The sequence below is a fragment of the Nocardia alba NBRC 108234 genome, from assembly GCF_001612665.1.
In the GTDB taxonomy this organism is placed as follows: domain Bacteria; phylum Actinomycetota; class Actinomycetes; order Mycobacteriales; family Mycobacteriaceae; genus Nocardia; species Nocardia alba.
In genome coordinates this window covers 1-26048 of record NZ_BDAX01000040.1, presented here as the reverse complement: position 1 = coordinate 26048, position 26048 = coordinate 1, and the positions used below count along the sequence as shown (strand labels likewise).

Below are 26048 nucleotides of genomic sequence, written 5' to 3'. Positions count from 1 at the left end.
CTCAGTGGGAAGCGGGCAGTGACCGCAGGGAGCTGAGGGTGTTCGCCACCGCGCGGGCAGCCTCGGCTCCCTTTGTCACGAAGTGGTTGGTGTAGTAGTCCACGTGCTCGCTGTGCTCGTGGAAGTGGTGCGGAGTGAGCACCACCGAGAACACCGGCACATCGGTGTCGAGCTGCACCCGCATCAGGCCGTCGATCACCGCGGAGGCGACGAAGTCGTGACGGTAGATGCCGCCGTCGACGACCAGGGCCGCGGCGACGATCGCGTCGTAGCGGCCGGTGCGCGCCAGGCGCTGGGCGTGCAGCGGGATCTCGAAGGCGCCGGGCACATCGAACACCTCGACGACCTCGGGATCGAACCCGAAGCCGGTGTATTCGGCGAGGAAGCCCTCGTGCGCCTTGTTGACGATGGAGCTGTGCCAGCTGGCGCGAATGAAGGCAACGGCGCCGGTAGACGTGGTCATGAGTCCTGAGTCTACTAGCCTCGCCCGCGCGATAACTTACCGTTCGGTAACATGTGTCGTCAGCCACCCGATGACATCGCCGAGCACCTCGGCACGCTCGGGCTCGTTGAACACCTCGTGGTAGAGCCCCGGGTAGCGCAGAACCGTCACATCGGTCGAGCCCGCGTCGCGTTCGAGCAGATCGGCGCTCGACGGTGATGCGATCGCGTCGGCCGTGCCGTGGACCACCAGTAGCGGCGCGGTGAGCGCGCTCAGACGCTGCTTCACCAGCGCGGTGTGCTGCAGGATCTCCACCGCGGTGCGCGCGGGCAGCTTGCCGCGGAAGACCAGGGGGTCGTCGTCATAGGCGCGTACCACCTCGGGATCGCGGCTGATCATCGACGAATCCAGGGTCAGCACACCGAGATTCGGGGCGAACCGGGTGAGCAGGGGAGCGGCGAGGCGCTGGACCGGATTGCCGACCGCGATGTCGAGGGGCGGCGCGGAGACGATGACGCCCGCCACGTCGACCGGGCCGCGAGTGGCCAGATGCAGCACCACCAGGCTGCCCATCGAATGCCCGAGCAGAAACCGGGGCACGCCGGGATGGGCGGCGCTCGCGAGGTCGAGCAGGGTCGCGACATTGTCGGCGGCGCTCTGCATCGAATCGATATTGGCCGCCGAACCCGCGGAGCGGCCGTGTCCGATGTGGTCCAGCGCGTAGACCGCGAAACCCGCGTCGGCCAGCGCGGCGCCCACGTGTTCATAGCGGCCCGAGTGCTCGGCGACGCCGTGTACCAGCGCGACCACCGCGATCGGTGCGGTCTCGGGTTGCCATGCGCGCCAGGCGATCTTGCCGCCGTGGCCCGCGAACTCGCCGGTGTCGGTGGTCATCGTGGCGCTCCTCCTGCTTCGGGCGCCGCGGCGAGCCGCTCGATGAGACGCCGGTTGAACTCGATCAGGCGAGCGTAGTTGAGCCGCGAGATCCGCTCGTCGGTTCCGTGGATCCGTTCCAGATCCGCCGCGGTCAACACGATCGGCGCGAAATTGCACCGGGTCGCGGCGAGACCGTCGTAGTGGCGCGAATCCGTGGCGCCCGGCACGATCCCGGTGGTCGTCACGATCCCGGGCACCACGCTCGACGCCAGCTCGGCGACCATGTCGAACGCCGGACCCGGCGCCGTGAACCGCGAAGGCTCCGACACCGGTCCGACGAGATCGATCGCCACGCCGATATCGCGGATCACCCTGGTGCAGTGCGCCAGCACCGCCGCCACCGAATCACCGGGCAGGATACGGAAATTCACCAGTGCCTCGGCGCTCTGCGGGAGCACATTGGCCTTCACGCCGCCGCTGATCACGGTGGGCGCGGTGGTGGTGCGTACGAGTGCCTCGGTGGTCGGGCCCGTCGCCATGACGCGGGCGACGAGCGGTCCGGCCAGCCGGGCCAGCCCGCGCGCGTCGGTGAGCTCGAGCAGCCGACGTCGTGGTTCGGGCAGTACCTCGCGCATGCGGGCGAGCATGTCGGCGATCACGGGGGTCAGCCGCAGCGGCATCGGATGGTCCTGCACCCGCGCCACCGCGCGTGCCAGCCGTCCCACCGCGGTCTGCTTGCCGGGCATCGAGGAGTGACCGCCGGTCTCGGTGACCGAAAGCCGTACCGTCGCATAGCCTTTCTCGCCGAGCATGATGCTGGCCACCGGACGGTCGACCCCGTCGGCGACACCCTCGGTGATCACCCCGCCCTCGTCGAGCAGCAGTTGCGCCCGCACGTCCTGATCGCGGAGGTACCGGGCCATCCGGACCGCGCCGCCGTCGCCGAAGACCTCCTCGTCGTGACCGAAGGCGAGGAACATGGTGTGGCGCGGACGAGTTCCGGCCGCCAGTGCCGACTCCACCGCCTCGAGGACGGCGAGCACGCGGCTCTTGTCGTCGATCGCGCCGCGACCCCAGATGAACTCGTCGTCGACGACGCCGTCGAACGGGGGATGGGTCCAGCGTTGCGCGTCGTCGACCGGCACCACGTCCTGGTGGGCGAGCAGGATCGCCGATACGGGGCCCGCCTCGGCCCCCTGCCAGCGGTAGAGCCTGCTGTGGCCGAAGGTGGTCAGCGCCAGCTCGGCGTGCACGCGCGGGAACGACGTCTCGAGGTGGGCGGCCAGGCGCGCGAACTCCGCGTCGGCGGTGTGCGCGGGATCCTCGGTCGACACCGTCACGCACCGCAGCGCGAGGGCCAGCCGCTGGGCGACCTCGTCATCGACGCCCTCGGTGACGGGGGACAGGGCGGGATTCTCGGTGATCGGGCGCATCACAGCCATTGTGGCCCGTGGCGAGGGCCCGCGCCCGTCGAACGTCGGCGAAACGCCGCGATCATCGCACCGCGTGATGCGGTCAGACGCGTCGGCGGCACGCCATCTAAGCTGGCAGCATGGCAGGAGGCAAGGGCGGCAAGCCGTCGAAGGAAGCCAGGGCCGCGGCTAAAGCGGCCCGTAAGCAGGCATCACGTGAGCGTCGTCAGCAGTTGTGGCAGGCGTTCAACATGCAGCGCAAGGAAGACAAGGCGCTGCTGCCGCTGATGATCGGCGCGCTGGTCGGCACCACGGTGGTCTTCTTCCTCATCGGGCTGATCTTCGACATGCAGTGGTTCCTGCTGCCGCTGGGTCTGCTGCTGGGTGTGCTGCTGGCATTCATCCTGTTCGGGCGCCGCGTGCAGAAGAACGTGTACCGCAAGGCCGAGGGTCAGGCGGGCGCCGCGGCGTGGGTGCTGGAGAACCTCCAAGGGAAGTGGCGGGTCGCCAACGGCGTCGCCGCGACCACCCAGCTCGATGCCGTGCACCGCGTGATCGGTCTGCCCGGGGTGATCTTCGTCGCCGAGGGTTCGCCGCAGCGGGTCCGCTCGCTCATCGCGCAGGAGAAGAAGCGCACCGCCCGCCTGGTCGGTGACACCCCCATCTACGAAGTGATCGTCGGCAACGAGGAAGGCCAGACTCCGCTCAAGGAGCTGCAGAAATACCTCACCAAGCTGCCGCGCAACATCGACGTCAAGCGGATCGACCAGATCGAGGGCAGGCTCACGGCCCTGAGCTCGCGCAGCGGTCCCGCGATGCCGAAGGGGCCGATGCCCCCCGGCGCGAAGATGAAGGGCATGCAGCGCGCGATCCGTCGTCGCTGATCCGCACTATCGTCGGCGAGCCCGTCACCTGATCGCAGGTGACGGGCTCGCGGCGTTTGTCGACCCGGGCGTGGCCCGGACAGCTCAGCGAGCGTTGACCAGCGACGTCCCCGTGGCCCGGTCGTGCATGCCGCGCCCGTCGGCATCGGTGAACAGCGCGGGCACCACGAACACCAGCAGCAGCTGCCTGGCCAGCGCGCGCACGAATCCCACCGCGACCGGAGCGTCGATCCGCAGCACCCGAAGCTTCATGAAGTACTGGCCCGGCGTGAACCCGAACAGGGTCACCGCCGCCACGCCGACCACGAACCACACCAGCAGCGGCACCGACGACGACACGAAGCTGCGAGTGATCACCGCGGCGATCCCGACCGCGATGAACCAGTCGATGAACAGCGCGACGACACGGCGCCACGTCGGGGCGAGCGAGCCCGCTCCCTCGCGCGGCAGCCCGTAGAGCTCACCGGGGTAGCCGGAGATTTCCGAGTCGCCGGGTTCGCCCGGGGATCCGGAGAGCCATGTGCCGGTTATACGCGCCATGGGACCAGGATAGTGGCGCGCGATCGGCCGCCCACGACCGCATTAATGGAGGTCACGTCAGCGCGGGATCGCGCGGATGGCAGGATTAGCGTGGAGATCGCGCCCGGATGGCTGACATCACCCAGGCATCCGGCTCGCGTAACACTGGCGAAACATAGCCTTGACTGTTGGGAAACACCGCGTCCTTAGCGTCAGGTCGCGACGAACCCCTTCGTAGCGACTGCGCGCAGGTCGTTCGAAAGGGCCAGCATCGCGACTGGCTGGGAACCGATTCGTAAGGAGAGCAAGTGACGTTCAGCACGGCCGAAGAGGTCATCCAGTACATCAAGGAAGAGGACATCGAATACGTCGATATCCGCTTCTCCGACCTGCCCGGCGTCCAGCAGCACTTCTCGATCCCGGCCAAGGCGTTCACCGCCGACCTGGCGGAAGAGGGTCTGGCGTTCGACGGCTCCTCGGTGCGTGGCTTCCAGTCGATCGACGAGTCGGACATGCTCCTGCTCCCCGACTTCAGCACCGCCCGGATCGACCCGTTCCGTGCCGCCAAGACGCTCAACCTGAACTTCTTCGTGCACGACCCGTTCACCCGTGAGGCCTACTCCCGCGACCCGCGCAACATCGCGCGCAAGGCGGAGGAGTACCTGCGTTCGACCGGTATCGCCGACACCGCCTACTTCGGTGCCGAGGCCGAGTTCTACATCTTCGACGGCGTCCGTTACGGCTCCGGCATGAACGGCTCGTTCTACGAGATCGAGTCCGTCTCCGGCTCGTGGAACACCGGCAAGGAGTTCAACCCGGACGGCAGCCGCAACCTCGGCTACAAGGTCCGCAACAAGGGCGGTTACTTCCCCGTCGCCCCGTACGACCACTACGTCGACCTGCGCGACAAGATCTCGACCAACCTGCAGAACGCGGGCTTCGAGCTCGAGCGTGGCCACCACGAGGTCGGCACCGCCGGTCAGGCCGAGATCAACTACAAGTTCGGCACGCTGCTCTCGGCGGCGGACGACCTGCAGCTGTTCAAGTACATCGTGAAGAACACCGCGTGGCAGGAAGGCAAGTCTGTCACCTTCATGCCGAAGCCCCTCTTCGGCGACAACGGCTCGGGCATGCACGTGCACCAGTCGCTGTGGAAGGACGGCAAGCCGCTGTTCCACGACGAGGCCGGCTACGGCGGCCTGTCGGATCTGGCGCGTCACTACATCGGCGGCATCCTGCACCACGCCCCGTCGCTGCTGGCGTTCACCAACCCGACCGTCAACTCCTACCACCGTCTGGTGCCGGGCTACGAGGCCCCCATCAACCTGGTGTACTCGCAGCGCAACCGCTCGGCTGCCGTGCGTATCCCGGTGACGGGCAACAACCCGAAGGCCAAGCGCATCGAGTTCCGCGCGCCGGACTCCTCGGGCAACCCGTACCTGGCCTTCGCCGCCATGATGATGGCGGGCCTGGACGGCATCAAGAACAAGATCGAGCCGCTGGCCCCCGTCGACAAGGACCTCTACGAGCTCCCGCCGGAGGAGGCCAAGAACATCCCCCAGGCCCCCACCAGCCTGGCCACGGTCATCGACCGTCTCGAGTCGGATCACGACTACCTCACCGAGGGCAACGTCTTCACGCCTGACCTCATCGAGACCTGGATCCAGCTCAAGCGCGACAACGAAATCGCGCCGGTCAACCTGCGTCCGCACCCCTACGAGTTCGAGCTGTACTACGACGTCTAAGTCGTACCTCGGCTCTGAACTGCGGGTTACGCAGTAGCACTACCGAAATCGCCCGTCCCACGTGTTCGTGGGGCGGGCGATTTCGCGTATCCGGGCCAGTTCGGGCGGTGGCGTCAACTGTGTCGAGGGATAGTTTCGGCCAGCGCCGTGCGGGCGTCGGTCAGGTGGTGGGCGAGGTCGCCGCCCGTGTGGAGCCAGACGCGGTACGCGGAGAAGAAGCACGCCATGCCGATCTTCGCCCAGAGGGCCGGGCGAACGTCGCTGTCGACGGCGACGCCCAACTGGCGGGCCAGGTGGTGTTCGATGAGCTGTTCCACGGCGGCCTGCTTGGCCAGGTCGCGGGCTCGCAGGGCTGGGGTGGCGGTGATCAGGGCGTCGCGGGTGCGTGCCCTGGTGAGTTGTTCACCGCCGAACCTGCTGATCAGGGGCGTGATAACGACGGCGAGGGTGGTTTCGGGGTGTTCACCCGCGGGGCGTTCGGCGAGAAGTCGGGCCAGGTCGGCACGCAGATCGTCGTCCTCGGGGAAGACCAACTCTTCCTTGCTGGTGAAGTAGCGATGCAGCGTGCGGGTGCCGACTTCCGCGGCTGCCGCGATCTCGGCGACGGTGACGCCGTCGAAGCCTCGTTCGGCGAACAGCCGGAATGCGGTATCGACGATGGATCGCCTGGTCCGTTCCCGTTTGAGATCCCGCAGCGACATCGAAACAGTGTCGCATGTGCGCACAAGATGGCAGACTGTGCCATATGACATCAAGTGACAGAACAATCGTGATCACCGGCGGCACGAGCGGGCTCGGTTACGAATGCGCCAGGAACCTCGCGCGTGACCCACACAACACCGTGGTGATCACCGGTCGTGAGGCGAATCGAACTCGGGAGACAGCCGCGACCATCGGTGCGCACGGCATGGCACTCGATCTGTCCTCACGTCGGTCGGTGGGTGCGTTCGTCGCCGAACTCGTCGCCGCCGACCTGCCGCCGCTGGCCGGCCTGGTCTGCAACGCGGGCGTGCAGTTCACCCGCCGGGCCCTTACCGCGGACGGCATGGAGGCGACTTTCGCTACCAATCACCTGGGCCATCTCGGCCTCATTCTCGACCTGCTCGACCACTTCACCGCACCCGCGCGGATCATCCTGGTGTCCTCGGGCACGCATGATCCCGACCAGCTCACCGGGATGCCGCACCCACTGCGCGCCACCGCCCGCGAACTCGCCTACCCGCCACCGCCGACCGAATCCGCGCAGCGCGACGCTCGCCGCTGCTACACCACCTCGAAGTTGGCGAACCTCCAGACCTCCTACCATCTCGCTCGCGAGTTGGCCCCCCGCGACATCACCGTGAACGCGTTCGACCCAGGTCTGATGCCCGGAACCGGTTTGGCCAGGGACGCCAGTGCTGTTCAGCGAATCGGCTGGAAGACGATCGCCCGCGCCCTTGTCGTACTCCCCGGTGTTCGCACGCCGCGTGGGTCCGGCGCGGATCTCGCGTGGTTCGTCGCCGCACCGGAACGCGCGCAGATCACCGGTGAGTATCTAGTGGGCCGCAAGCCGGTTCGATCCTCGGTGGCGTCCTACGATGAACAGGCGCAGCAGGCGCTCTACCGAGACAGTCTGGAATTGCTCGCCGAACTGGATGCGCGAGCGGATCACTGACCGGCGACACGCCCCGGATAATCGGGGCTGGACGACGCGGCCGGGACCGGCGATAGTCCGGGGGTGCGATGGGGTGTTGTGGTGGCCGGTGTGGCGTTGGTGCTCGCGATGACGACGCCGGCGACGGCTGAACCGGTGAATGTGGCGTTCACCTGGACGCAGGAGTATCTGACCGCGCCCGACGGGACTCGGCTGCACGCCGATGTCCTGCGCCCGCCGGGTATGGCCGCCGACGCGCGAACGCCGGTGCTGCTCACGGCCAGTCCGTATCGGGCGCATCTGGCGTACCTGTCCCAGCCACGGCCGGGTGGCGGGCCCTCGACCGACAACCTGCCGGTCGAGTGGGCACTGCGGGCCGGGTACACGTATGTGATCGTCGATCTGCGCGGATTCGGCGGGTCCAACGGATGCCCGGATTTCGGTGGCCCGGGGGAGCGCTCGGATGTGGCGGCGGCGGTGGAGTGGGCGGCGAGCAGGCCGTGGTCGACGGGGCGGGTCGGGGTGGTCGGCACGTCCTATGAGGGATGGACCGGGATGATGGCGCTGGCCGCGAAACCGAAGGGGTTGGCCGCGGTGGCGGCGTTCGAACCGGTCGTCGATCCGTACTCGTACCTCTATATGCAGGGCACGGCGTGGAAGTTCGGCGGAAAACCGTTGACCGACGACGGTATCCGCCCCGCCGACACCGCGGGCGCCGAACACCTGGCCATCGCCTCTACCCCCGGCCACCCCGCCGACAGCGACGAGTACAGAGCCAATGCCGTCCAGATGACCCAGGACTGTGCCGCTCGCTACCTCGCTCTCACCACCGACCACAACGGCGCCGACCCGAACTGGCGCGAACGCGACATGGTGGAGGCCGTCCGCGGCACCACCACCCCGATGTTCCTCGGCCAGAGCTTCCTCGACTCCAACACGCGCGCCGACCGCATCATCGAGGCATGGGAGGCCAGAGGTCCCGGTGAGCATCGCGCCTGGTTCGGGCAGTGGGGCCACTCGGACTGCCGCGAGAAGTGCGGCACACCCCAGTTCGCCTCGGAGCTCTACGCCTTCCTGGACCGGCATGTGGCGGGCGCCGATGTGGAGGTGCCGGGCCCGCCGGTGACCGTCGGCCAGTTCGACGGTGGTTGGCGTAGTGAAACCGCATGGCCGCCCACCGATTCTCGGCGCGTATCGGTCGCGCTGCGCACCGGTACCTTCAACGACCGTGGACTGTTGCCCGGCGCGGATCGGGAAATCTGGTCGCTCTCGGCGCCGGTCACCGAACCGGTGCACCTCGCGGGCCGCGCGAGGGCCGCGCTGACCCTCACCGGACCGCCGGAAGCGACTGTCGCACTGGAGCTCTACGATGTCGCCCCGGACGGACGCGCCACTGTCATCACCCGCGGTATCGCCCCGGTCCGCCCCGAATCCGAGATCCGGCTGCTTTGGCAGGACGCTCGCCTGGCCACCGGCCATCGGCTCGGTGTCCGGATCACCAACGCGGTCGACGACGTGTGGTCGCACACGCCGACGAACGCCGCCGTCACCGTCACCTCGGCCCGCCTCGACCTACCACTTCTCACCACCCCGAGAGAGCCGAATCTTCCCGGTGGGGTGCCCAGCTGGCACGCACGATGGCGAACCGAGGAGTCCGTCGCGCTGCCGCCGCAGATGGTGAACGACCCCGCACTCCGGATCGAACTCGCGGCTCCGGCCGGATGAGTGTCGCGGGCAGATCCGTCGGTCGTCGCGAAGTCCGAGATCGATTGCTCCCGAGCCGGTTCCGCTAGCTACTGCTCGTCGTGTGGTGGTGCGACGCGGCGGAGACCGAATCGCCACGCAGGAAACGCGCGACCAGATCCGGATGGGTCAGCTGCGGATAGTGCCCGGTGCCGGTGATCGTCGTGACCGGCCGATCGGTCGACTCGATCAGTGGATCGTCGGATCCGACGATGATGTCGACCGGAACGGTGACCCGGGTCAGTGCGGCGGCGAGCTCGTCTCGCGAGGCGCCGGCGGCGCGCAGGGCCGACCAGGTGCGCTGGGCGACGCCGGGTCGCCGCAGATCGGCGAGCGCGGAGGCGAGGGCGGGTCCTTCCGGGATGCCGAGTCGCGCAGCGATTGTCGCGGCCGACATTCGCTTGACGACCTCGGCGGCGATCGGTGAACCCGTGAGCCGCGAGGCGGGCTGCTGGAGGAAGGCGGGCGCGATCAGCACCAGCCTGGACACTCGGTCGGGATGACGCAGCGCGAATTGTATTGCGGCCCATGTCCCCAACGAATGACCGACGATGACCGGTCGTGTTCGCACCGGCGCCATCAATTCCTCCATCCAGTCACCGAACTGCCGCGCGGACACCGCCGAGCGTCCGAGTCCGGGGAGGTCGGCGGCCAGCGCCGGGGCGTTCAACTCGCGTATCACCTCGGCCCACGAGTCACCATTGAGCGGAATGCCGTGCAACAGGACGTATTCCGGGTCGGTTCGTTCGCCGGTCAGCCAGGTCCCGTCCCGGAATCCGGCTGTCGGTGTGGGTGGTACAGCGCCGTTGCGGCCGGCGACTATCCCGTCGGCGTAGGTACGGAGTAGTTCGTCGACCGGCGGATGGCTGATGCCGAGCCGCCGTGCGATGACATCGCTGTGGCTGGTGTCGTACCGATCGCTGCTGAGGAACGACAGCGCCTCGGGATCGGCATGGGTCACCGCCCGGGGCAGCCGACGGACCAGCGCGGTCGGCAGCGTGAAGCGCGGCGCGGCGACACGCAGATGGTCCGCGACGAGCCGAATCAGGTCGGGCAGGGTGGGAGTCGCGGCATCCAGCAGCGGAAAGGACCTGCCGACGGTATCGGGCTGGGTGGGCAGCGCCACGATGAACCTGGCCACGTAGTCGAGATCGACCACCGGAACGAAGGTATCGGCCGAGCCCGGCAGCGCGGGCAATCGGCCCTGCCACAGATTGTCGATGATGTCGGAGAGCCCGAAGTACTGGCCGGGTCCGAGCACACCGGCAGGATTGGCGATGGTCAGCGGAATCTCACGCGCGTCCGCGATCCGGCGCAGCAGGCCGTCGGCCTCGACTTTGGACGCCTCGTACGCGCCGTTGCCGTAGTCCTGCTCGCCGCCGCCGTCGGCGGCGCGATAGCCGGTGATGTGCACGATTCGCCGCAGGTCGGGTTGCCGTGCGGCCCATTCCAATACGTGCACCGCCCCGTCGAGATTGACCCGACGCGCGACCTGCGCGTCCAGTCCGAACTTCATCAGCGCGGCCGCGTTGTACACATCGCGGACGCCGTCGACGGGGCCGCCCAGCGCGAGATCCGGTTCGCCGATATCGGTGGTGGTGATGGTCAAACCGCCGATGTCGACATGCTGCCCGGCGAGCCACGTTCGCAACCGATCCTGACTGCCCGCGCGCAGGGCGGCGGTGACGGTGTTCCCGTTGCGCAGCAATTCGGCGACCAGCGAACGCCCGATGAACCCGGCGGCGCCGAAAACGATGGAGTCGGTGTGTGGCATCTTGCCCTACTTTCAGTAGACCGATTTACATATTTTGTGGATATGACGGAGACGTGGAGAGGAACGGCTCAGATCAGTACGTCGATGGTGTCGGCGAGGTGCTGCAGTGGTTGGCGGGAACGGTGGGTCCGCGCCAGCACGAGCCCGCCTTCGATCAGCGCGAGCGCGACCGTGGTGATCCGTTCGGGTTCGGGGTGACCGAAGGCGATCAAGCGTTCCCGGATCGCGTCCTCCCAGAGTCGATACGTCGCCGAACAAGCCTGCTGCACGGCGTCGTTGGTGGACGCGGTGTCCAAGGCGACCGCCGCCACCGGGCACCCGATGGTCCAGTCCGACGCCTCGAGTTGATCGCCGAGCAGGTTCATCATCCGGCGCGCGAAATCGCGCGCGTCCGTCGCCTCGACCGTGCGGATGATCCGCGCGATGTCGGTGCCGCTCTCGGCGAGCGCCGCCGCCACCAATTCGTCCTTACCGCCGGGGAAATGGAAGTACAGCGACCCGCGCGGGGCACCGCTCTCCTGCACGATCTGGTTGAGCCCGGCGCCGAAATATCCGTGCGACTCGATCAGCGACCGCGTCGCACGGATCAACTTGCACCGCGTCTCGGCTCCCTTTTTGCCCACTGCCTAAAACTAGACCGATCTATATATTTTTGCAACGATCCGTCGGTTTCCCGACCGCGGCCCTACCGGTGGTGTGCCGCCAGCAGCTCGGTCGCGCCTACACACAGTCGGTCGATCACAGCCGCCGCGGGCTCGATGTGGGTCACCGATCCGACCCCCTGACCCGCGTCCACCGGCGCGAGCCGAGGATCGTCGGCCGCGATCGCCTCGCGAAGACGCGCGGGATCGGGTACCTCGTCGACCTCGGGCCGCGACCACGGATCGGTGAACTCGTTGCGCAGGACACGCGCCGGATAGATCGGTGGCCATGGCAGATCGAGCGCCTCGTCGAACGCGGTGGTGACCGTGGTGCTGCCGGAGTCGGCGGCGAGCATCGCCAGGCGCGCGGATTCGGGCAGTAGCGATTCCTCGGTGGCGGCCAGGCAGGTCCCCAGCCACGCGCCCGCCGCGCCCGCCGCGAGCACTGCCGCGAGCGTGCGCCCGGAGCCGATGCCGCCTGCGGCCAGGACCGGGACGGTCGCGATGTCGAGGACGACGTCGAGCAGCGGCAGCAAGGCCAGCCGGTCGGCGCCGTGACCACCACCTTCGCTGCCGCGCGCCACCAGAACGTCGATCCCCGCGTCCTGAGCGCGATGGGCTCCCGGTGCGTCGTACACCTGGGTGACGGCGAGGATGCCCGCCGCCCGCACCCGTGGGACCCAGGAGAAATCGGTGCCGAAACTGACCGAGATCATCCGTGGACCCGCGGCGATCGCGGCGTCGAGCAGCCCGTTCTCGCGAGTGCGAACCCAATCGACGAGTCCGATCCCGGCCGGCGTTCCCGCGACAGCCAGTTCGCGGCGCAACGCCGCCACCGACCCCGCACTGCCCATGCCGATCATTCCGAGTCCACCCGCGGCGCTCACCGCCGCCGCCAGCCGGCCACCGGCCGCACCGCCCATCGGCGCGTTCACCAGCGGCACCCGCAAACCCAGCGATCGCGACCACTGTGTCGACAACGTCTGCTCTGACATCGGTGCACCCTTCGCCACGGCCATGACCCGACCATCATGGCAGCTGAGCGCCGGAGCTTTCTCCAGGCAACACCCGCGTCGGTGTCCCCGCCGATGTGAGGTTCGGAAAAGATTGGGTGACAACGCTATTCGCATGGCTATTACGACGTCTATCGGCGGCGCGCCGCGCGCAGCGATCCTCGACGGCGCGCTCGCGGTGCGCGTATGTTCGACGGCAATGCCGGACGACGAGACAGGACAGCGATGACGATCAGAGATCGCGTCGAACAGCTGGTGGCCGAGCCGCCGATCGTGTTCGGCGAGCCGATCGACACGGCCGACGGCGCTACGGTCATTACCGTCTCGAGCGTGGGCGGCCTGCTGCGGCACCCTCGTCCGGTCGGTGTGTTCGTCGTCCACGAAGGCCGCGCGCACTGGACGCCCGCGATGGACGCCAATCGCATCGCGCAGCTCGGCGAATGGATCGGCCTGCTCACCGGGGTCATCGCGGCGTTGGCGTTGCTGCGTCGCCCGCCGTGGCCGGACCTGGGCCACCGGCCCGTCTGAAACCGGTCGTCCGCCACCGATCCCGGCAACCTGTCGGTGCCCTCGGCTAGGGTCGATCTCGACACGATCACCAATCGAGCACGGGGGTGCGGCATGGAGTTCGAACAGCGCGCGGGGATCGATCAGCGCGAGGCCCGAGCGCGGGATTTCGCACTCGCGGCCCATGGTGATCAGCGCTACGGCAACCATCCCTACGTCACCCATCTCGCGGCCGTGCGGGGCGTGCTCGACGATTTCGGTTTCGGCGGAGACCTCGTCGTCGCGGCCTGGCTCCACGACGTGGTCGAAGACACCCCGGTCACGGCCGAGGACGTCGAATCCCGTTTCGGCCGTTCGGTTCTCGATCTGGTGTGGGCGGTCACCGGCATCGGCCCCGACCGCAAGGCGCGAAACCAGAACGCCTACGACAAGATCGCGGCACACCCGAGGGCGGTGATCCTCAAACTCGCCGACCGCACGGCCAACGCCGAAGCCAGCCCGCCCGACAGCAGTTGGATGGGCATGTACCGAACCGAGCACGCGAACTTCAAAGCCCATCTCGGCGGATTACTCGCCGACGACCCCACCGTGGCCCGCATGTGGGAACGCCTCGACCGCCGCCTCGATCTCTCGGTGGCCCCGCCCACCGATCAGTGGGCCGATATCGACCAGCTGGTGGCGGCAGGCGAACACGAGAAAGCCATCGCGGCGGTCCAGGCGGCATTCGACTGCGATACCGGTGAGGCGCAGTTGATCTTGGCCGAGCGCACCTGATCCAGCTGGGCGGTGGTCGCGTCAGAACGACTGCCAGGCGGGCTTGTTGGCCAGCGCGTACCGGTAGTAATCCGCCAACCTCAACTTGCTCGCCGCGGCCTCGTCGATCACCACCGTGACATGGGGATGCCACTGCATGACCGACGCCGGGCAGAACGCCGACAACGGCCCTTCGGCGGCGGCGGCGATCGCGTCGGCCTTCCCCGCGCCGAGCGCGATCATCACCAGATGTCCGGCCTCGTTGATGGTGCCGAGTCCCTGCGTGAGCACGTGATGCGGCACGTTCTCCGGTCCGTCGAAGAAGCGCGCGTTGTCCTGACGCGTCTGTTCGGTCAGCGTTTTCACCCGCGTGCGCGAGGTCAGCGCCGACCCTGGCTCGTTGAATCCGATATGCCCATCGGTGCCGATCCCCAGTAGCTGCACATCGATTCCACCCGCCGCGGCGATGGCGGCGTCATAGCGTCGGCCCTCGCCCGCGACATCACCGGCCTCCCCGTTCGGGCTCAGCACTCGCGCCGGATCCAGGTTCACATGGTCGACGAATTCCGACCGGATCACCGAAAAATACGACTGCGGATGATCTTTCGGCAATCCCACATATTCGTCGAGCAGGAAGGCGACGGCGGTAGTGAAGTCCAACTCGCCCGCGCGGTACCGGCGCGCCAGCTCCCGATAGCTCCCCAGCGGCGACGACCCGGTCGCCAAGCCGAGGATCGCGTTGCCGCGCCGTACATGGCCGCCGACGATATCGGCGACCGTGCGCGCCACTTCGTTCTCGTCAGCCCGGATCACGATCTCCATCAGATTCCTTCCGTTCCGGCGACGAGCACCCGCCGCGGCCGCAATGACTGGTCGGTGACAAGAATGTCGGCACGCGCACCGACGGTGAGGCTGCCGCGTTCGCCCTCCAAGCCGAGGACACGAGCGGGGGTCCGCGTCGCGGCGGTCACCGCGTCGGACAGGGGGACGCCGGCCTCGACGACGGTCCAGCGCAGCACATCGACCAGCCGTGCCGTGCCGCCCGCGATCGCCCCGGGCGACCCGTCCTCGGTGACCAGTCGGGCGACGCCGTCGTGTACCTGAACGTCGAGGGCGCCCAGTCGATAGTCACCATCGCTCATGCCCGCCGCCGCCATCGCATCGGACACCAGCGCGATCTGATCCGGCCCGACGGTATCGAACACCATCGCCACCGCCTCCGGCGCCACATGCACACCGTCACCGATCAATTCGACCACCATCTGGCCCCGCCCCGCCGCGGCCAGACAGGCGGCGACCGGCCCGGGGGAGCGGTGATGCAGTGCCGGCATCCCGTTGAACAGGTGCGTAGCGGTGATCGGGCCGCCACGGGCCCCGGCGATGCACGCCGTGGTGGTCGCGGCATCGGCATCGGTGTGTCCGAGGCTCGGCAGCACGTCGTGTCGGCGCATCGCGGCCAGCAGCGCGTCGAAACGCGCGGTCTCGGGCGCCAACGTCATCGACCGCACCGTGCCGCGCGCGGCCGCGTAGATCCGCTCGAACAACCCGGGATCGCCGGGAATGATCGCCGCGCGATCCTGTGCTCCACAACGGGCGGCATTGATGAACGGCCCCTCGAGGTGCACCCCGAGCAGAACGCCGTCCTCGACGAGATCAGCCAACATCGCCGCCTGCGCGATCAGTATCTCCGGCTGATCCGACACCAAGCTCCCCATCAACCCGGTGGTGCCCTGTCCCCGATGGTGGGCCGCCGCGACTCGAGCGCCCCGCGCATCGGCGTTGGGAAACCCGAACCCGGCCCCACCGTGGCAGTGCAGATCGATCAGTCCCGGAAGCACCAGGTCAGCACTGGATTCTGGAAGTCGTTCGGGTGACGAATAATTCGTCGCTTCGCCGACCCAGGTGATTCGCCCACCCGCGAATTCGACGACGCCGTCATCCACTTCCCCCGCGCCCGCCCCGACGAGGCGACCGCGCACGATTCCCGTCACGACGAACCTTTCACCGGGAGCCAATACCTGCCCGAACACCCGAGGCGGTATCCATCATTGCGACCGCAGACCACCGCAGACCGCCACACCGCGATCCGCCCAACAACTGAACCACTTGCGCGACAACCTTTTTCACGTCCGCCCGATGATCGCTGCGACCGCCGCACGTCCCGCCTGCGGATTGCGCGCCGCGCGCGCCGCATCGGCCGCATCCTGGCACCGCTGCATATCCACCGCGGCCAACGCCGCCCGCACCGCGGGCAGCGCGGGCGCCGACATCGACAAACTCGTCACGCCCAGCCCCACCAGCACCGGTGCCAACGTCGGATCCGACGCCGCCTCGCCACACACCCCGACCGACTTGCCCGCGGCCGCACCGGCGGCACCGACCATCGCGATCAGATCGAGCACCGCGGGCTGCCACGGATCGAGCAGTTGCGCGAGCCCGCCCGCCAGCCGATCCACCGCGCAGGTGTACTGGCTCAGATCATTGGTACCGATACTGACGAAGTCCAGTTGCGCGAGCAGGTCGGCGGCGCGCAACGCGGCCGCCGGGATCTCGATCATCGCCCCGACCTGGGTCAACCCGGATTCCCTTGCCAGCGCGGCGAACCCGGCGGCCTCGTCTACGGTGGCGACCATCGGCGCCATCACCCACAGCTCGGCCCCGGTCGCCTCGCCCGCGCGGGCGAGTGCCGTGAGCTGCGTGGCGAGGGTCTGCGGGAACGCGGTGCCGATCCGCAGCCCGCGCACGCCGAGTGCCGGGTTCTCCTCGGTACCGAGATCGAGAAACGGCAGCGGCTTATCCGACCCGGCGTCGAGGGTTCGCACTACCACTCGTCGTCCGGCGAACTGTTCGAGAACCGCTGTGTAGGAGGCGGTCTGCTCGTCCAGCGACGGCTCCGAGGTCTTCCCGAGATACATGAACTCGGTGCGCAACAGCCCGACACCCTCGCTGTCGATCGGTCCCGTCTTCGTCGCGTCATCGACGGTGCCGATGTTCACCAGCAGTCGCACCGGCGTCCCGTCAGCGGTATGTCCGGGCCCGCTGACCGCCGCGATCCGCGCTGTGCCCGCCGCTGCCTGTTCGAGGGCTGCCCGCTGACGGACGGGGCTCGGATCGATCACGACCTCGCCGGTCGCGCCGTCGAGCAGCACCGGCGCGCCGTCGACGAGCTGATCGGCATCGGGACAGTTCACCACCGCGGGCAGGCCGAGGGACTTCGCGAGAATCGCGGTGTGGCTGGTCGGCCCGCCTTCGGTGGTGAGCAGTCCCACCACCTCGCTCTCACCCAGCATCGCAGTGTCGGCGGGCGCGAGATCCCGCGCGACCAGCACGAACGGATACCCCGGCTCCGGAATGCCAGGCATCGGCCGCCCGAGCAGGACCGCGACGGTCCGCCCGCCGATGTCGCGCAGATCGGTCGCCCGCTCGGCCATGTACCCGCCGAGCGCTTCCAGTTTCGCGCAGAATCCCTCGAATGCCAGGTGCACCGCGTGCGCCGTCGGCATCCCGGCGGCGAGCTCCTTCTCGGTGGCGGCGACGATGCCCGGATCACGGGCCATCATCGCCGACATCGAGAGAATCTCCGCCGCCACACCGTTCACGCGCGCGGCCCGCGCGGTCATCTCGTCGGCCACGCCACCGAGCGCGTCCTCGACCCGGGCCAGCTCGTCGGCGACCGAGCCGCCGACGCGGTCGTGCGCCGACGTCGCGAGCGGCGACCCGAACCGCAACCACGGCGCGCACACCACGCCGGGACTCACTCCGAGTCCACGGATCACCCGCTCGGGCATCAGGCAGAGTCCAGGTCCGAGGCGATGAGTTCGGCCAACTGGTCCAAGATCGCGTCGGCGTCCTCGGCGTGCAGGGTCACCTCGTCACCGTGGCCGGCGCCCAGCGTCATCACCGCGAGCACGCTGGCCGCGTCGACGGGTTCGCCATCTCCCAACGAGATCCGGACCGGCACCCCCGCGGCCTGGACTGCCTGCGTGAGTTTCGCGGCGGGCCGCGCGTGCAGCCCCACCGGGGATCCGACGATGACGGTACGGGTGCTCATTGCCTCACTCACCTTCCAGTTTCTTGTCCAGCTTCGTTTCGACTTCGGCGACCGACGGGGCATCGGTTCGAGTATCGCCGGTGGCTGTCAGCGCGGTCCGCGCTTCGACCAGCGCCGCGTCGGGCAGGCCTGCCTCGACATCGGTTTCCGCTTCGCGCCCCGGCGTGCGCAGGTTCCACTTCTTGATCACGAAGCTGAAGAGCGCGTAATAGATCACCGCGTAGCCGAGTCCGATCGGGATCAGCAGCCAGGCGTCGGTGGCCTTGCCGAAGTTCAGCAGATAGTCGATCGCGCCGGCGGAGAACGTGAATCCGTCGTGGATGCCGAGCGCGTTCACCAGCGCCATCGACGTGCCCGTCAAGATCGCGTGCACCACATACAGCGGCCACGCCACGAACATGAACGAGAATTCCAGCGGCTCGGTGATGCCGGTGACGAACGCGGTCAGGCCGGTGGAGAGCATGATGCCGCCGACCAGCTTCTTCTGCGACGGCCGCGCGTTGCGCCAAATGGCCAGCGCGGCAGCGGGAAGCGCGAACATCATGATGGGGAAGAAGCCCGTCATGAACGTGCCCGCGGTCGGATCGCCGGCGAAGAAGCGGTTGAGGTCGCCGCGTACGAGCTGGCCGGAGGCGTCGGTGTAATCGCCGACGAGGAACCAGACCGTGGAGTTCAGGATGTGGTGCAGACCGGTGGGGATGAGCAGGCGGTTGGCCGCGCCGTAAATGCCGCCGCCGACGACCGCGTTGTTCGCGACGGTCTCACCCACCCAGGTGAGCGCGGAGTTGAAGGCCGGGTACAGGAACGCCATCCCGACACCGACGATCAGGCCGGTGAACGCGGTCAGGATCGGTACCAGTCGTCGGCCGTTGAAGAAGCCGAGGAAATCGGGCAGCTTCGTACGGTAGAACCGCTGCCACAGTATCGCCGACAGCAGACCCATCACGATGCCGGCGAGGACGCCGTAGTTGATCAGCGCCTGTGCGCCCTTCGGGTCCGTCTTTCCCTCGAGCACGATCGGTGACATGGCCTCGAATACGCCGTTGATCACCATGTAACCGACGACCGCGGCCAGCGCGGTCGACCCGTCGGCCTTCTTGGCCCAGCCGATCGCGATACCGACCGCGAAGATCAGCGGCAGCCAGGTGAACACCGCCTGCCCGGCCGCCGAGATGACCGACGCGGTGCTCTGCAGCGCGGAGAAGCGGCCGAGCAGGTCGTCCTGGCCGATGCGCAGCAGGATGCCCGCCGCGGGCAGCACCGCGATCGGCAGCATGAGGCTGCGACCGAGGCGCTGCAATCCCGCGAACACCTTCGACTCTCGCTGTGGTGTGTCGGTAACGGCAGTCATGGCGACCTTCTTCGTGCCGGCTTGCCCGGCGGTCTCGGCGAGGGAAGACCGGCTTGCCCGCCGATCCGGGTTAACTGTTGTGAACCGGTGTACCCGACGGGTACTGTCCGGTCATAACCAGTTGCAAGTTTGACCAGGTGAGAGTCGGATGTCAACCGCTGAATATGACGTGGCGCACATCCGAGGCTCCCATACTGGTACTGGCAACCACCGCGGAAAGGGAGAACATATGTCCAAGGCGGAAGCGATCGTCCAGGGCTTGGGCGGCGCGGACAATATCGTCGAGATCGAGGCCTGCATCACCCGACTGCGCACCGAGGTGAAGGACGGCGGCCTGGTCGACGAGGCCGCGCTCAAGGCCGCGGGCGCCCACGGCGTCCTCAAGTCGGGCACGGTCGTGCAGGTCGTCGTCGGCCCCGAAGCTGACACCCTGGCCGACGATATCGAGGACATTCTGTGAGCATTCCGGTCATCGCGCCGCTGCCCGGCAAGGTCGTCGACCTGTCCGAGGTGCCCGACCAGGTCTTCGCCGACCAGATCATCGGCTCCGGCGTAGCGCTCGACCCCGACCGCACCCGCGGCACCCTGACGGTGACGGCCCCCATCGCCGGCAAGATCCTCAAACTCCACCCCCACGCCTTCGTTATCGTCGGCAAGGGCGTCGGCGTCCTGGTCCACCTGGGCATCGACACCGTGAAGCTCGGGGGCGAAGGCTTCGAACTCCTCGCCACCGAAGGTGACACGGTAGAAGCCGGCGCCCCCATCGTGACCTTCGACCCGACGAAAACCGCAGGCACCGGCTACTCGGTCATCTGCCCCGTCGTGGTCATGGACTCAGCGAAGAACTCCGTCCACGCCGACACCATCGGCACCACGGTCGAATCCGGCGCCCCTTTGTTCGATTCGCCGTAGGGCGCGCGGCTGTACACCGGGCGAATCAGCCGAGTTCACACCCGAATCCGTCATTGTTGTCATCGAGCCCGTACTCATCGGGCCCGATCACGCGCACGGGCCCGGTGAACATCGGCCCGTCGCCGCCAAGGCCTTCGCAGTCCACGTCGCTGGCGATCGGGACGCACGGGTCGTAGGACGAGTGGCAGTGGGGGCCCGGCGGCTCGGCGGTGGCTGCCGGTGGCAGCGCGATGCCGATAGCTACTGCGATGCAAGCAGATGGTACGAGTAATATCGCAGGTCTCATGACTTCTCCGATCATTGGAGACGCATTGGTTATTATCTCGCTAACTATCGGCAATGGCTAGGTCGTAGACCGAATCGTTGACCCGTGTGAACCGTTGGTCTCGGTTTTCCGTAGTCCGTATCAGCGGGTCGGCGTCGATTCCGTGTCGCATCGACAGGAGGACGACCGGTGAGTGGAGCGGACCAGACCAGTGAGCAGTTCGCCGACCGGTTGTTCGGGGCCGCGCTCGGGACGATCGACCTCCTCGCGGTGCATCTGGGAGATCGGCTCGGCTGGTATCGGGCGTTGGCCGAGGGCGGTCCCGCGGACGCGGGTGAGTTGATCGCGCGGGCGGGCGGGGATCGCCGGTATGCGCAGGAGTGGCTCGAGCAGCAGGCGGCGACCGAGATTCTGACGGTGACCGAGGACAAGCGGTTCGCGCTGCCCGCCGGTGCCGCCGAGGTTCTCACCGACCCGAACAGTCTCAATTACCTCGCGCCACTGGCTCGTATGCTGGCGGGCGCCGCCGCGCAGATGCCCGCGCTCGTGCGCGCCTACCGCGACGGTGGTGGCATCGGGTGGTCCGAGTACGGCGCCGATATGCGCGAATCCCAGTCGGACATGAACCGCCCCTGGTTCGAACAACGCCTCGCGACGGATCTGGCCGGGGTCCCCGATATCCACGCACTGCTGTCGCGCCCCGACGCGAAGGCGGCCGACATCGGTTCCGGCGGCGGCTGGTCCACGATCGCCCTTGCCCGCGCCTACCCCGAGCTATCGGTCGACGGCTACGACATCGACGAGCCCTCGGTGCGAATGGCCGCCGACAACGCCGCCGACCTCGGCGCTCGCGTCCGGTTCCACCACGCCGACGCCGCCACCGACCTCCCCGAATCCGCCTACGACGCGCTGTTCGCGTTCGAATGCCTGCACGACATGCCACACCCCGTCGAGGTGCTGACCTCGATGCGCGCAGCGCTGCGTCCCGGTGGCGCGGTGATCATCATGGACGAGGCCGTCGCGTCGGAATTCACCGCGCCCGCGAGCGATCTCGATCGCCTGATGTACGGCTTCAGCCTGCTGGTCTGCCTGCCCGACGGCATGGCGCATCCCGATTCCGCAGGCACCGGCACGGTCATGCGCACAGCGAAACTGGGGGAGTACGCCCAGCAGGCGGGTTTCACCGCCGTGGACATTCTCCCGATCGAGGACTTCGGATTCTGGCGTTTCTATCGGCTCACGGTCTGATCGGCGAATTCCTCGATCTCGACCGTCCACCGCCTGGCGAGGTCGTCGAAATAGCGCTGGCTGCTCCACAATCGGTAGTTGCCGATCACATAGACCCGCCGCCGAGCCCTCGACACCGCCGTGTTGAGCACATTCGGATTCGTCGCCGCCCACCGTCGCGATCCGCCCGCGGCGGGTGATGTTCCCAAGATCAGCACCACCACCTCGGCCGAATTGCCGTGCATCGCATGGACAGTGCCCACCTGGCGCTGCGCGAACTCCGCGCCGAGTACCTCCCGCGCGATCTCCTGCGCCCCGTACGCGACATCGCGGAACGGGCTCACCACGCGAATATCGGTCGCGGCCACCCCGTCCTCGGTCAGCCGCGCCAGCAGCGCGGCGAGCGCTTCGCCCTCCCCAGGAATCCAATTGCCTTCGGCCCGTGCGGATCTCACATCGATCCACCGGTCGTGACCGGGGAACTCCGGTCGATCCGGCGTGGCGAACACCAGCAGATCATCGTCATAGGCGATGTGGTGGGTGAGCTCGAAGATCGGCCGGTCGCTGCGCCGATGGACCCGCAACGGCGTGCCGACCCACACCGGGGCGACCGAATCCGACGGCATCAGCCAGGTTCCGTAGCGCACTCCACGATCGGCCGCCTGGCGCGCCGACGCCTGATCCGGCATCCATTCCGCGTCGAGCCCGTACTGCTGCACGAATGCCTCCTGCGCCGACGTGGGCAGCACGCCCACAGGCCCCAGCTGACGATGATCACCGACGATCACCGCCCGCCTGGCCCGCCACAGTCCACCGGCCACCGACTGCGGCGCGGCTTGGCCGGCGTCATCGACGAACAACCAGCCGAGAGCCTCGGACCGCAGCCCGGCGAACAGCCGAGGCAGCGCGGTGAAGGTCGTGGTGATCATCGGCACCGCGAAGAACAGCGTCTGCCACGCCGCCGCGACGGTTTCGGGCTTCGGCTCGGCGGCGAGCTCACCACGGATCAACGCGATGGCGACGATGAGATTGTCGCGAATCCTCGGGGCCGCGTTGAGCAGGAACGCGCGATGCAGCTTCAACGCCGACAGGAACAGCGCTCGCCGCGCGCTCGCGTACTGCTCGTCCGCCCACGGATTGCACAGCTGGAACTGTTCGTCGTCACACGCCACGTCACCGAACGGTATGGTGCGCGACCAGCTCTCGCGTCCTCGCTCGATCACCTCCAGCGCCGCCGCCCGCCGCAGCGTCAACTCGACGTGTTCGCGAATCAACGTTCTGCCGTGCTCGGCCGCCGCCGACCACTGCTCCCGGGTGTAGTCGACCTCGGTCTGTCGCCGCCGCACATCCGCCTCGGCGATGTGTCGTTCGCGCAGCAACTCGTTACTGCGCGCGCTCCACCGCCGTCCGGCCCGAAATCCCGTCGACAGCGATGCCATGAATCCCGGCTTCTGCCCGCCGTGCTCGCCGAGGTACTTACCCACCCGGTGATGGGCGGCCTGCGCGGCCCGCAGATGCTCGGTCGCCAGCTGATGACGTTCACGCCAATGCGCGTGTGCGTCATCGGCATCGGTGATCTCGGCGGCCCTCGACTGCAACCCCGCGTTCATGACCGGCAGCTCGGCGACCGCGTCGGCGACGTTCTGGCGCGCCTGCGTGAGCCTGCGCACCTCGGCGCGGCGAGTGGTGAAATCGCGCACCGCGGTCGGCCAATCCGGAATCGAATCCGGGTCGGCCTCCGCCTGCTTGAGGATATCGAGCATCCCGCCGCTGGGCGCTCCTGTCTTCCGCTCGGCGGCGAAACGGTCCCCGAACCAGAACTGTTCGGCGAACGTCCGTCGCGTCCCGCCCAGTGCCGCCGCGACCAGTCCCCACGCGGGCGCGCCGCCGACGAGTTCGGCCAGGTCGGTGAAGTGACGCAGCTCGCCGTCGATCGCGTCGCGATGCTGGATCTCGGCGACCACATCGGCCGCGGTGGCATCGCTGCCCGTCGCCAGTACCACTTCGAACCCGGTCACGCAGTTCGCCAATCGATGCGCGCCCACCGTGTAGTTCTTCGCCACCTGCACCTGCTCGGTGATCCCGGCGAACACCGCCATCGGATCATCGAATGCCACCAGTTGCGTGGCCCGCTCGACCAGGATCGCGGCCAGCAGGTCTCGCAGCATCGTGGTCGTCCCGGTGCCCGGAGCGCCGTGCACCGCGAAAATACCCGCGTCGTCGCGCAATTCGGACAGTGCGCGATCGACGGCGAACTGCTGTCCGGATACCAGCGGATCGCCCGGCCAGCGTCCGTCCGGAAGGAGACCGGGCAGCAGGCCCTCGACGACCGCGTCCTGGCGTCGACGGACATCGATCCGTTCATCGAGCGGCAGTGATTCCGCGGCCGCGAGGTAATCGCGCAGCGCCGCACCGATATCGCCGCGCTCCACCGCCTTCGCGAGTTCGGCGAGATCCGGGCCGAGTCCGCTGTTCAGACGATCCTCGGTGGCGTCACTGTCGGCGTCACGCGCGGCGACCTGGAGGCACGCCACCCGCACACCACCGGCCCGCAATTCCGATCGAATGCCCAACGCGGCACACAGTTCACCGGTGAGAGTGTGCAGGTCGCGGCCGGTCAGCCGGGGGGCATCGTCACCGGGTTGTCCGGCGAACCGCTCGGCGAACGCCAACGCCGACATCCCGGCGAGCCCGGGCGAGATGACGCCGTCGGCTCCCGCCGCGATCACCGAAGCCGCGACACCACGGCCCGCCACGTCCAGCGCCCGCCACCGCGGCGCCGGACCCATCTGTTCGCCATCGGGGTCGGCATCTCGCGTCAGCATGTCGAGCGCGGCGGTGAACGCCGCGGAGTCATGGTCGAATCCGTCGGCCCACCCGGTGTCGCCGGGCCCTGGTGCGCGGAGCCGGTTCACGGCCCACGCCAATCCGGACAGGGTCGCCGAGCCTTCGACAACCCGTCCACTGTCGGTGAGCGTCAGCGCGAAAGTCGCTGTGGTTCCGGCCCGTCGAGCGTCCGCCTCCAGCTGGTCCTCGCCGAATGTCCGCACCAGCGCTTCGCGCGCGCGCCCCACCTCGAACAGTCCGCCGTACACGACGAACCGCCACACCCGCCCGGTCTTCAACGCGGGCAGCACGGCGAGGTTTTCCCACGGCGCCGGGTCATCGGGCGCGAGATCGACCACCAGGCCGTCGGTCTCGACATCGGGAACGAGCTGCGGACCGAACAACTCCACGGTCTGCCAGAAACATACGAGCCGCGCAGCGTGCTCGGAACCGCCCACGATGCACCCCAATCCGGTCGGCGATCATTGCAGACAACCCCGATTACGGTACGCGACCCGGATTCCGCCAGCACGTCACCCCGGCGGTCGCGTCGGCCGCGGCGAGCCCATCGGCGCTGGTCCCGCCGCCGCGGCGCGCATCCGCCGCCCACAACCGCCCATGCAGCATCTGCGCCACGGCCTTCGGCGCCGCCAGCCATTCGCGAATGTTGTTGCGTGCCTCGGTGACCTGTCTGCACTCGCAAGAGGCGACCACCCCGTCGGCCTCGATGCCCGCGACCCGGCACAGCGCCACCGCACGGGGGAGATGCTGATACTGACTCACGATGATCGCCCGATCGATGCCGAACATCGACTTCGCCCGCTCACAGGTCTCCCGAGTGGAAAGCCCTGAACCATCGGATCGGACGATGGCGGGGTCGATGCCACGGTCGAGTAGATAGGCAATCATCGACGCGATCTCATCGCCCGACGAGCCGCCGGCATCCCCGGACAACAGAATCTCCTCGGCCTTACCCGCTTCGATCAACTCGATCGCCACATCGAGGCGTCCCCGTAGGTACGCCATCGGAGTTCCGTCCGGCGCGACCTTTGCCCCCGGGACGATAACGACCGGTGCGCTGGGTGCCGCTGCCACATCACTTCTATGGCCGGCCGACAAAGTCCACATAGCGATGTTCGCCCCGGCCGTCACCGACACCAGGCCACCCGCCACGACAAGTCCGGCCCTCGCGATACGACGCAACCGCCGACGCTTCTCGCTATGTTCCTCCGCCATGCGCACTTTCATACATGAGCACCGCGAAAATTACCCCTGACTAGGGGATTTGACTTTGCAATTGTCGGCACGTAACTTTATTCCAGTCAGAGCGACACGGACACCGACTCAGCCGCCAGCGGCCGAGACACGAGGTAGGACGATGAGCGCCTGACTGACTGCGTGTTCAGAGGAACATGGTACGGATTTGCTTCCGACCGGTTGCCTGAGCTAAGTTTGAACCCTTGCCTCACTGAAA

The 26048-nt window shown here is 68.0% G+C and carries 24 protein-coding genes; 9 read left to right on the top strand and 15 right to left on the bottom strand.

Annotated elements, in window-relative coordinates:
• Window position 1: 1 nt before the first annotated feature.
• From NA12_RS30960 to NA12_RS30950, 3 genes are read right to left on the bottom strand one after another with little or no spacing between them, the layout of a single operon-like run.
• Window positions 2-463, bottom strand: a complete 462-nt coding sequence (locus NA12_RS30960) for a 6,7-dimethyl-8-ribityllumazine synthase (RefSeq protein ID WP_067459668.1) — start codon at window positions 461-463, stop codon at window positions 2-4.
• Window positions 464-499: 36 nt separating this feature from the next.
• On the bottom strand, window positions 500-1336 hold the full coding sequence (locus tag NA12_RS30955) for an alpha/beta hydrolase (protein WP_067459665.1): 837 nt from the start codon (window positions 1334-1336) through the stop codon (window positions 500-502).
• The gene (locus tag NA12_RS30950) at window positions 1333-2751 is read right to left on the bottom strand and encodes a M20/M25/M40 family metallo-hydrolase (protein ID WP_067459692.1); all 1419 of its coding nucleotides are present in this window, start codon (window positions 2749-2751) and stop codon (window positions 1333-1335) included. The genes NA12_RS30955 and NA12_RS30950 overlap by 4 nt, the downstream gene beginning before the upstream one ends.
• A 119-nt stretch (window positions 2752-2870) precedes the next feature.
• On the opposite strand from NA12_RS30950, the gene NA12_RS30945 reads away from it, so the two are divergent.
• Window positions 2871-3614, top strand: coding sequence for a DUF4191 domain-containing protein (locus NA12_RS30945; protein WP_067459662.1), 744 nt, complete (start codon window positions 2871-2873; stop codon window positions 3612-3614).
• An 84-nt stretch (window positions 3615-3698) separates the two neighbouring features.
• On the opposite strand, the gene NA12_RS30940 is transcribed toward NA12_RS30945, so the two are convergent.
• Window positions 3699-4154 (bottom strand): RDD family protein, encoded by a 456-nt coding sequence (locus NA12_RS30940; protein WP_067459659.1) that lies wholly within the window; start codon window positions 4152-4154, stop codon window positions 3699-3701.
• Window positions 4155-4441: 287 nt separating this feature from the next.
• On the opposite strand from NA12_RS30940, the gene glnA reads away from it, so the two are divergent.
• On the top strand, window positions 4442-5878 hold the full coding sequence (gene glnA / locus NA12_RS30935; RefSeq protein WP_067459656.1) for a type I glutamate--ammonia ligase: 1437 nt from the start codon (window positions 4442-4444) through the stop codon (window positions 5876-5878).
• A 113-nt stretch (window positions 5879-5991) separates the two neighbouring features.
• Here glnA and NA12_RS30930 read toward each other — a convergent pair whose 3' ends face one another.
• Window positions 5992-6579, bottom strand: coding sequence for a TetR family transcriptional regulator (locus tag NA12_RS30930; protein ID WP_067459653.1), 588 nt, complete (start codon window positions 6577-6579; stop codon window positions 5992-5994).
• A gap of 44 nt (window positions 6580-6623) precedes the next feature.
• Between NA12_RS30930 and NA12_RS30925 the strand changes: the two genes are divergently transcribed.
• Both NA12_RS30925 and NA12_RS30920 read left to right on the top strand, forming a co-directional pair.
• Complete coding sequence (locus tag NA12_RS30925; RefSeq protein ID WP_067459650.1) at window positions 6624-7532, top strand: SDR family NAD(P)-dependent oxidoreductase; 909 nt, start codon at window positions 6624-6626, stop codon at window positions 7530-7532.
• A 63-nt stretch (window positions 7533-7595) separates the two neighbouring features.
• Entirely contained in the window at window positions 7596-9236 is a 1641-nt protein-coding gene (locus tag NA12_RS30920) for a CocE/NonD family hydrolase (protein ID WP_067459647.1), read from the top strand.
• 64 nt (window positions 9237-9300) lie between these two features.
• Here NA12_RS30920 and NA12_RS30915 read toward each other — a convergent pair whose 3' ends face one another.
• The 3 genes from NA12_RS30915 to NA12_RS30905 form a co-directional block, all read right to left on the bottom strand.
• Window positions 9301-11028: an alpha/beta fold hydrolase gene (locus tag NA12_RS30915; protein ID WP_067459644.1), complete on the bottom strand. Its 1728-nt coding sequence runs from the start codon at window positions 11026-11028 to the stop codon at window positions 9301-9303.
• Window positions 11029-11096: 68 nt separating this feature from the next.
• Window positions 11097-11651: a TetR/AcrR family transcriptional regulator gene (locus NA12_RS30910; protein ID WP_067459641.1), complete on the bottom strand. Its 555-nt coding sequence runs from the start codon at window positions 11649-11651 to the stop codon at window positions 11097-11099.
• Between the two features lie 62 nt (window positions 11652-11713).
• Window positions 11714-12664 carry an NAD(P)H-dependent flavin oxidoreductase gene (locus tag NA12_RS30905; protein ID WP_067459689.1) on the bottom strand — a complete coding sequence of 317 codons (951 nt, stop codon included), beginning with the start codon at window positions 12662-12664 and terminating at the stop codon, window positions 11714-11716.
• Window positions 12665-12907: 243 nt separating this feature from the next.
• Between NA12_RS30905 and NA12_RS30900 the strand changes: the two genes are divergently transcribed.
• Both NA12_RS30900 and NA12_RS30895 read left to right on the top strand, forming a co-directional pair.
• Complete coding sequence (locus NA12_RS30900) at window positions 12908-13210, top strand: hypothetical protein (protein WP_084473276.1); 303 nt, start codon at window positions 12908-12910, stop codon at window positions 13208-13210.
• A 93-nt stretch (window positions 13211-13303) separates the two neighbouring features.
• Window positions 13304-13963 carry an HD domain-containing protein gene (locus NA12_RS30895; protein ID WP_067459635.1) on the top strand — a complete coding sequence of 220 codons (660 nt, stop codon included), beginning with the start codon at window positions 13304-13306 and terminating at the stop codon, window positions 13961-13963.
• 21 nt (window positions 13964-13984) lie between these two features.
• Here the strand turns inward: NA12_RS30895 and nagB are convergent, their stop codons facing one another.
• From nagB to NA12_RS30870, 5 genes are all read right to left on the bottom strand, one after another.
• Window positions 13985-14764, bottom strand: a complete 780-nt coding sequence (nagB, locus tag NA12_RS30890) for a glucosamine-6-phosphate deaminase (protein ID WP_067459632.1) — start codon at window positions 14762-14764, stop codon at window positions 13985-13987.
• On the bottom strand, window positions 14764-15933 hold the full coding sequence (locus NA12_RS30885; protein WP_174551149.1) for an N-acetylglucosamine-6-phosphate deacetylase: 1170 nt from the start codon (window positions 15931-15933) through the stop codon (window positions 14764-14766). The genes nagB and NA12_RS30885 overlap by 1 nt, the downstream gene beginning before the upstream one ends.
• A gap of 132 nt (window positions 15934-16065) precedes the next feature.
• Window positions 16066-17730 (bottom strand): phosphoenolpyruvate--protein phosphotransferase, encoded by a 1665-nt coding sequence (gene ptsP / locus NA12_RS30880; RefSeq protein ID WP_067459626.1) that lies wholly within the window; start codon window positions 17728-17730, stop codon window positions 16066-16068.
• Complete coding sequence (locus tag NA12_RS30875; RefSeq protein WP_067459623.1) at window positions 17730-17993, bottom strand: HPr family phosphocarrier protein; 264 nt, start codon at window positions 17991-17993, stop codon at window positions 17730-17732. Before NA12_RS30875 ends, ptsP begins: the two co-directional genes overlap by 1 nt.
• A 4-nt stretch (window positions 17994-17997) precedes the next feature.
• Window positions 17998-19344 (bottom strand): PTS transporter subunit EIIC, encoded by a 1347-nt coding sequence (locus NA12_RS30870; protein WP_067459620.1) that lies wholly within the window; start codon window positions 19342-19344, stop codon window positions 17998-18000.
• Between the two features lie 229 nt (window positions 19345-19573).
• On the opposite strand from NA12_RS30870, the gene NA12_RS30865 reads away from it, so the two are divergent.
• The 3 genes from NA12_RS30865 to NA12_RS30850 all read left to right on the top strand — a co-directional run bounded on the left by NA12_RS30865 (window position 19574) and on the right by NA12_RS30850 (window position 21769).
• Window positions 19574-19804, top strand: coding sequence for a PTS sugar transporter subunit IIB (locus NA12_RS30865; RefSeq protein WP_067459617.1), 231 nt, complete (start codon window positions 19574-19576; stop codon window positions 19802-19804).
• Entirely contained in the window at window positions 19801-20256 is a 456-nt protein-coding gene (locus NA12_RS30860; protein ID WP_067459614.1) for a PTS sugar transporter subunit IIA, read from the top strand. Before NA12_RS30865 ends, NA12_RS30860 begins: the two co-directional genes overlap by 4 nt.
• A 454-nt stretch (window positions 20257-20710) precedes the next feature.
• Window positions 20711-21769 (top strand): class I SAM-dependent methyltransferase, encoded by a 1059-nt coding sequence (locus tag NA12_RS30850; protein ID WP_067459611.1) that lies wholly within the window; start codon window positions 20711-20713, stop codon window positions 21767-21769.
• On the opposite strand, the gene NA12_RS30845 is transcribed toward NA12_RS30850, so the two are convergent.
• The gene (locus NA12_RS30845) at window positions 21751-25032 is read right to left on the bottom strand and encodes a DEAD/DEAH box helicase (RefSeq protein WP_067459608.1); all 3282 of its coding nucleotides are present in this window, start codon (window positions 25030-25032) and stop codon (window positions 21751-21753) included. The two genes, NA12_RS30850 and NA12_RS30845, sit on opposite strands and share 19 nt — an antisense overlap.
• A 43-nt stretch (window positions 25033-25075) precedes the next feature.
• Window positions 25076-25702, bottom strand: a complete 627-nt coding sequence (locus NA12_RS30840) for a SanA/YdcF family protein (RefSeq protein ID WP_255284115.1) — start codon at window positions 25700-25702, stop codon at window positions 25076-25078.
• Between the last annotated feature and the right edge of the window lie 346 nt (window positions 25703-26048).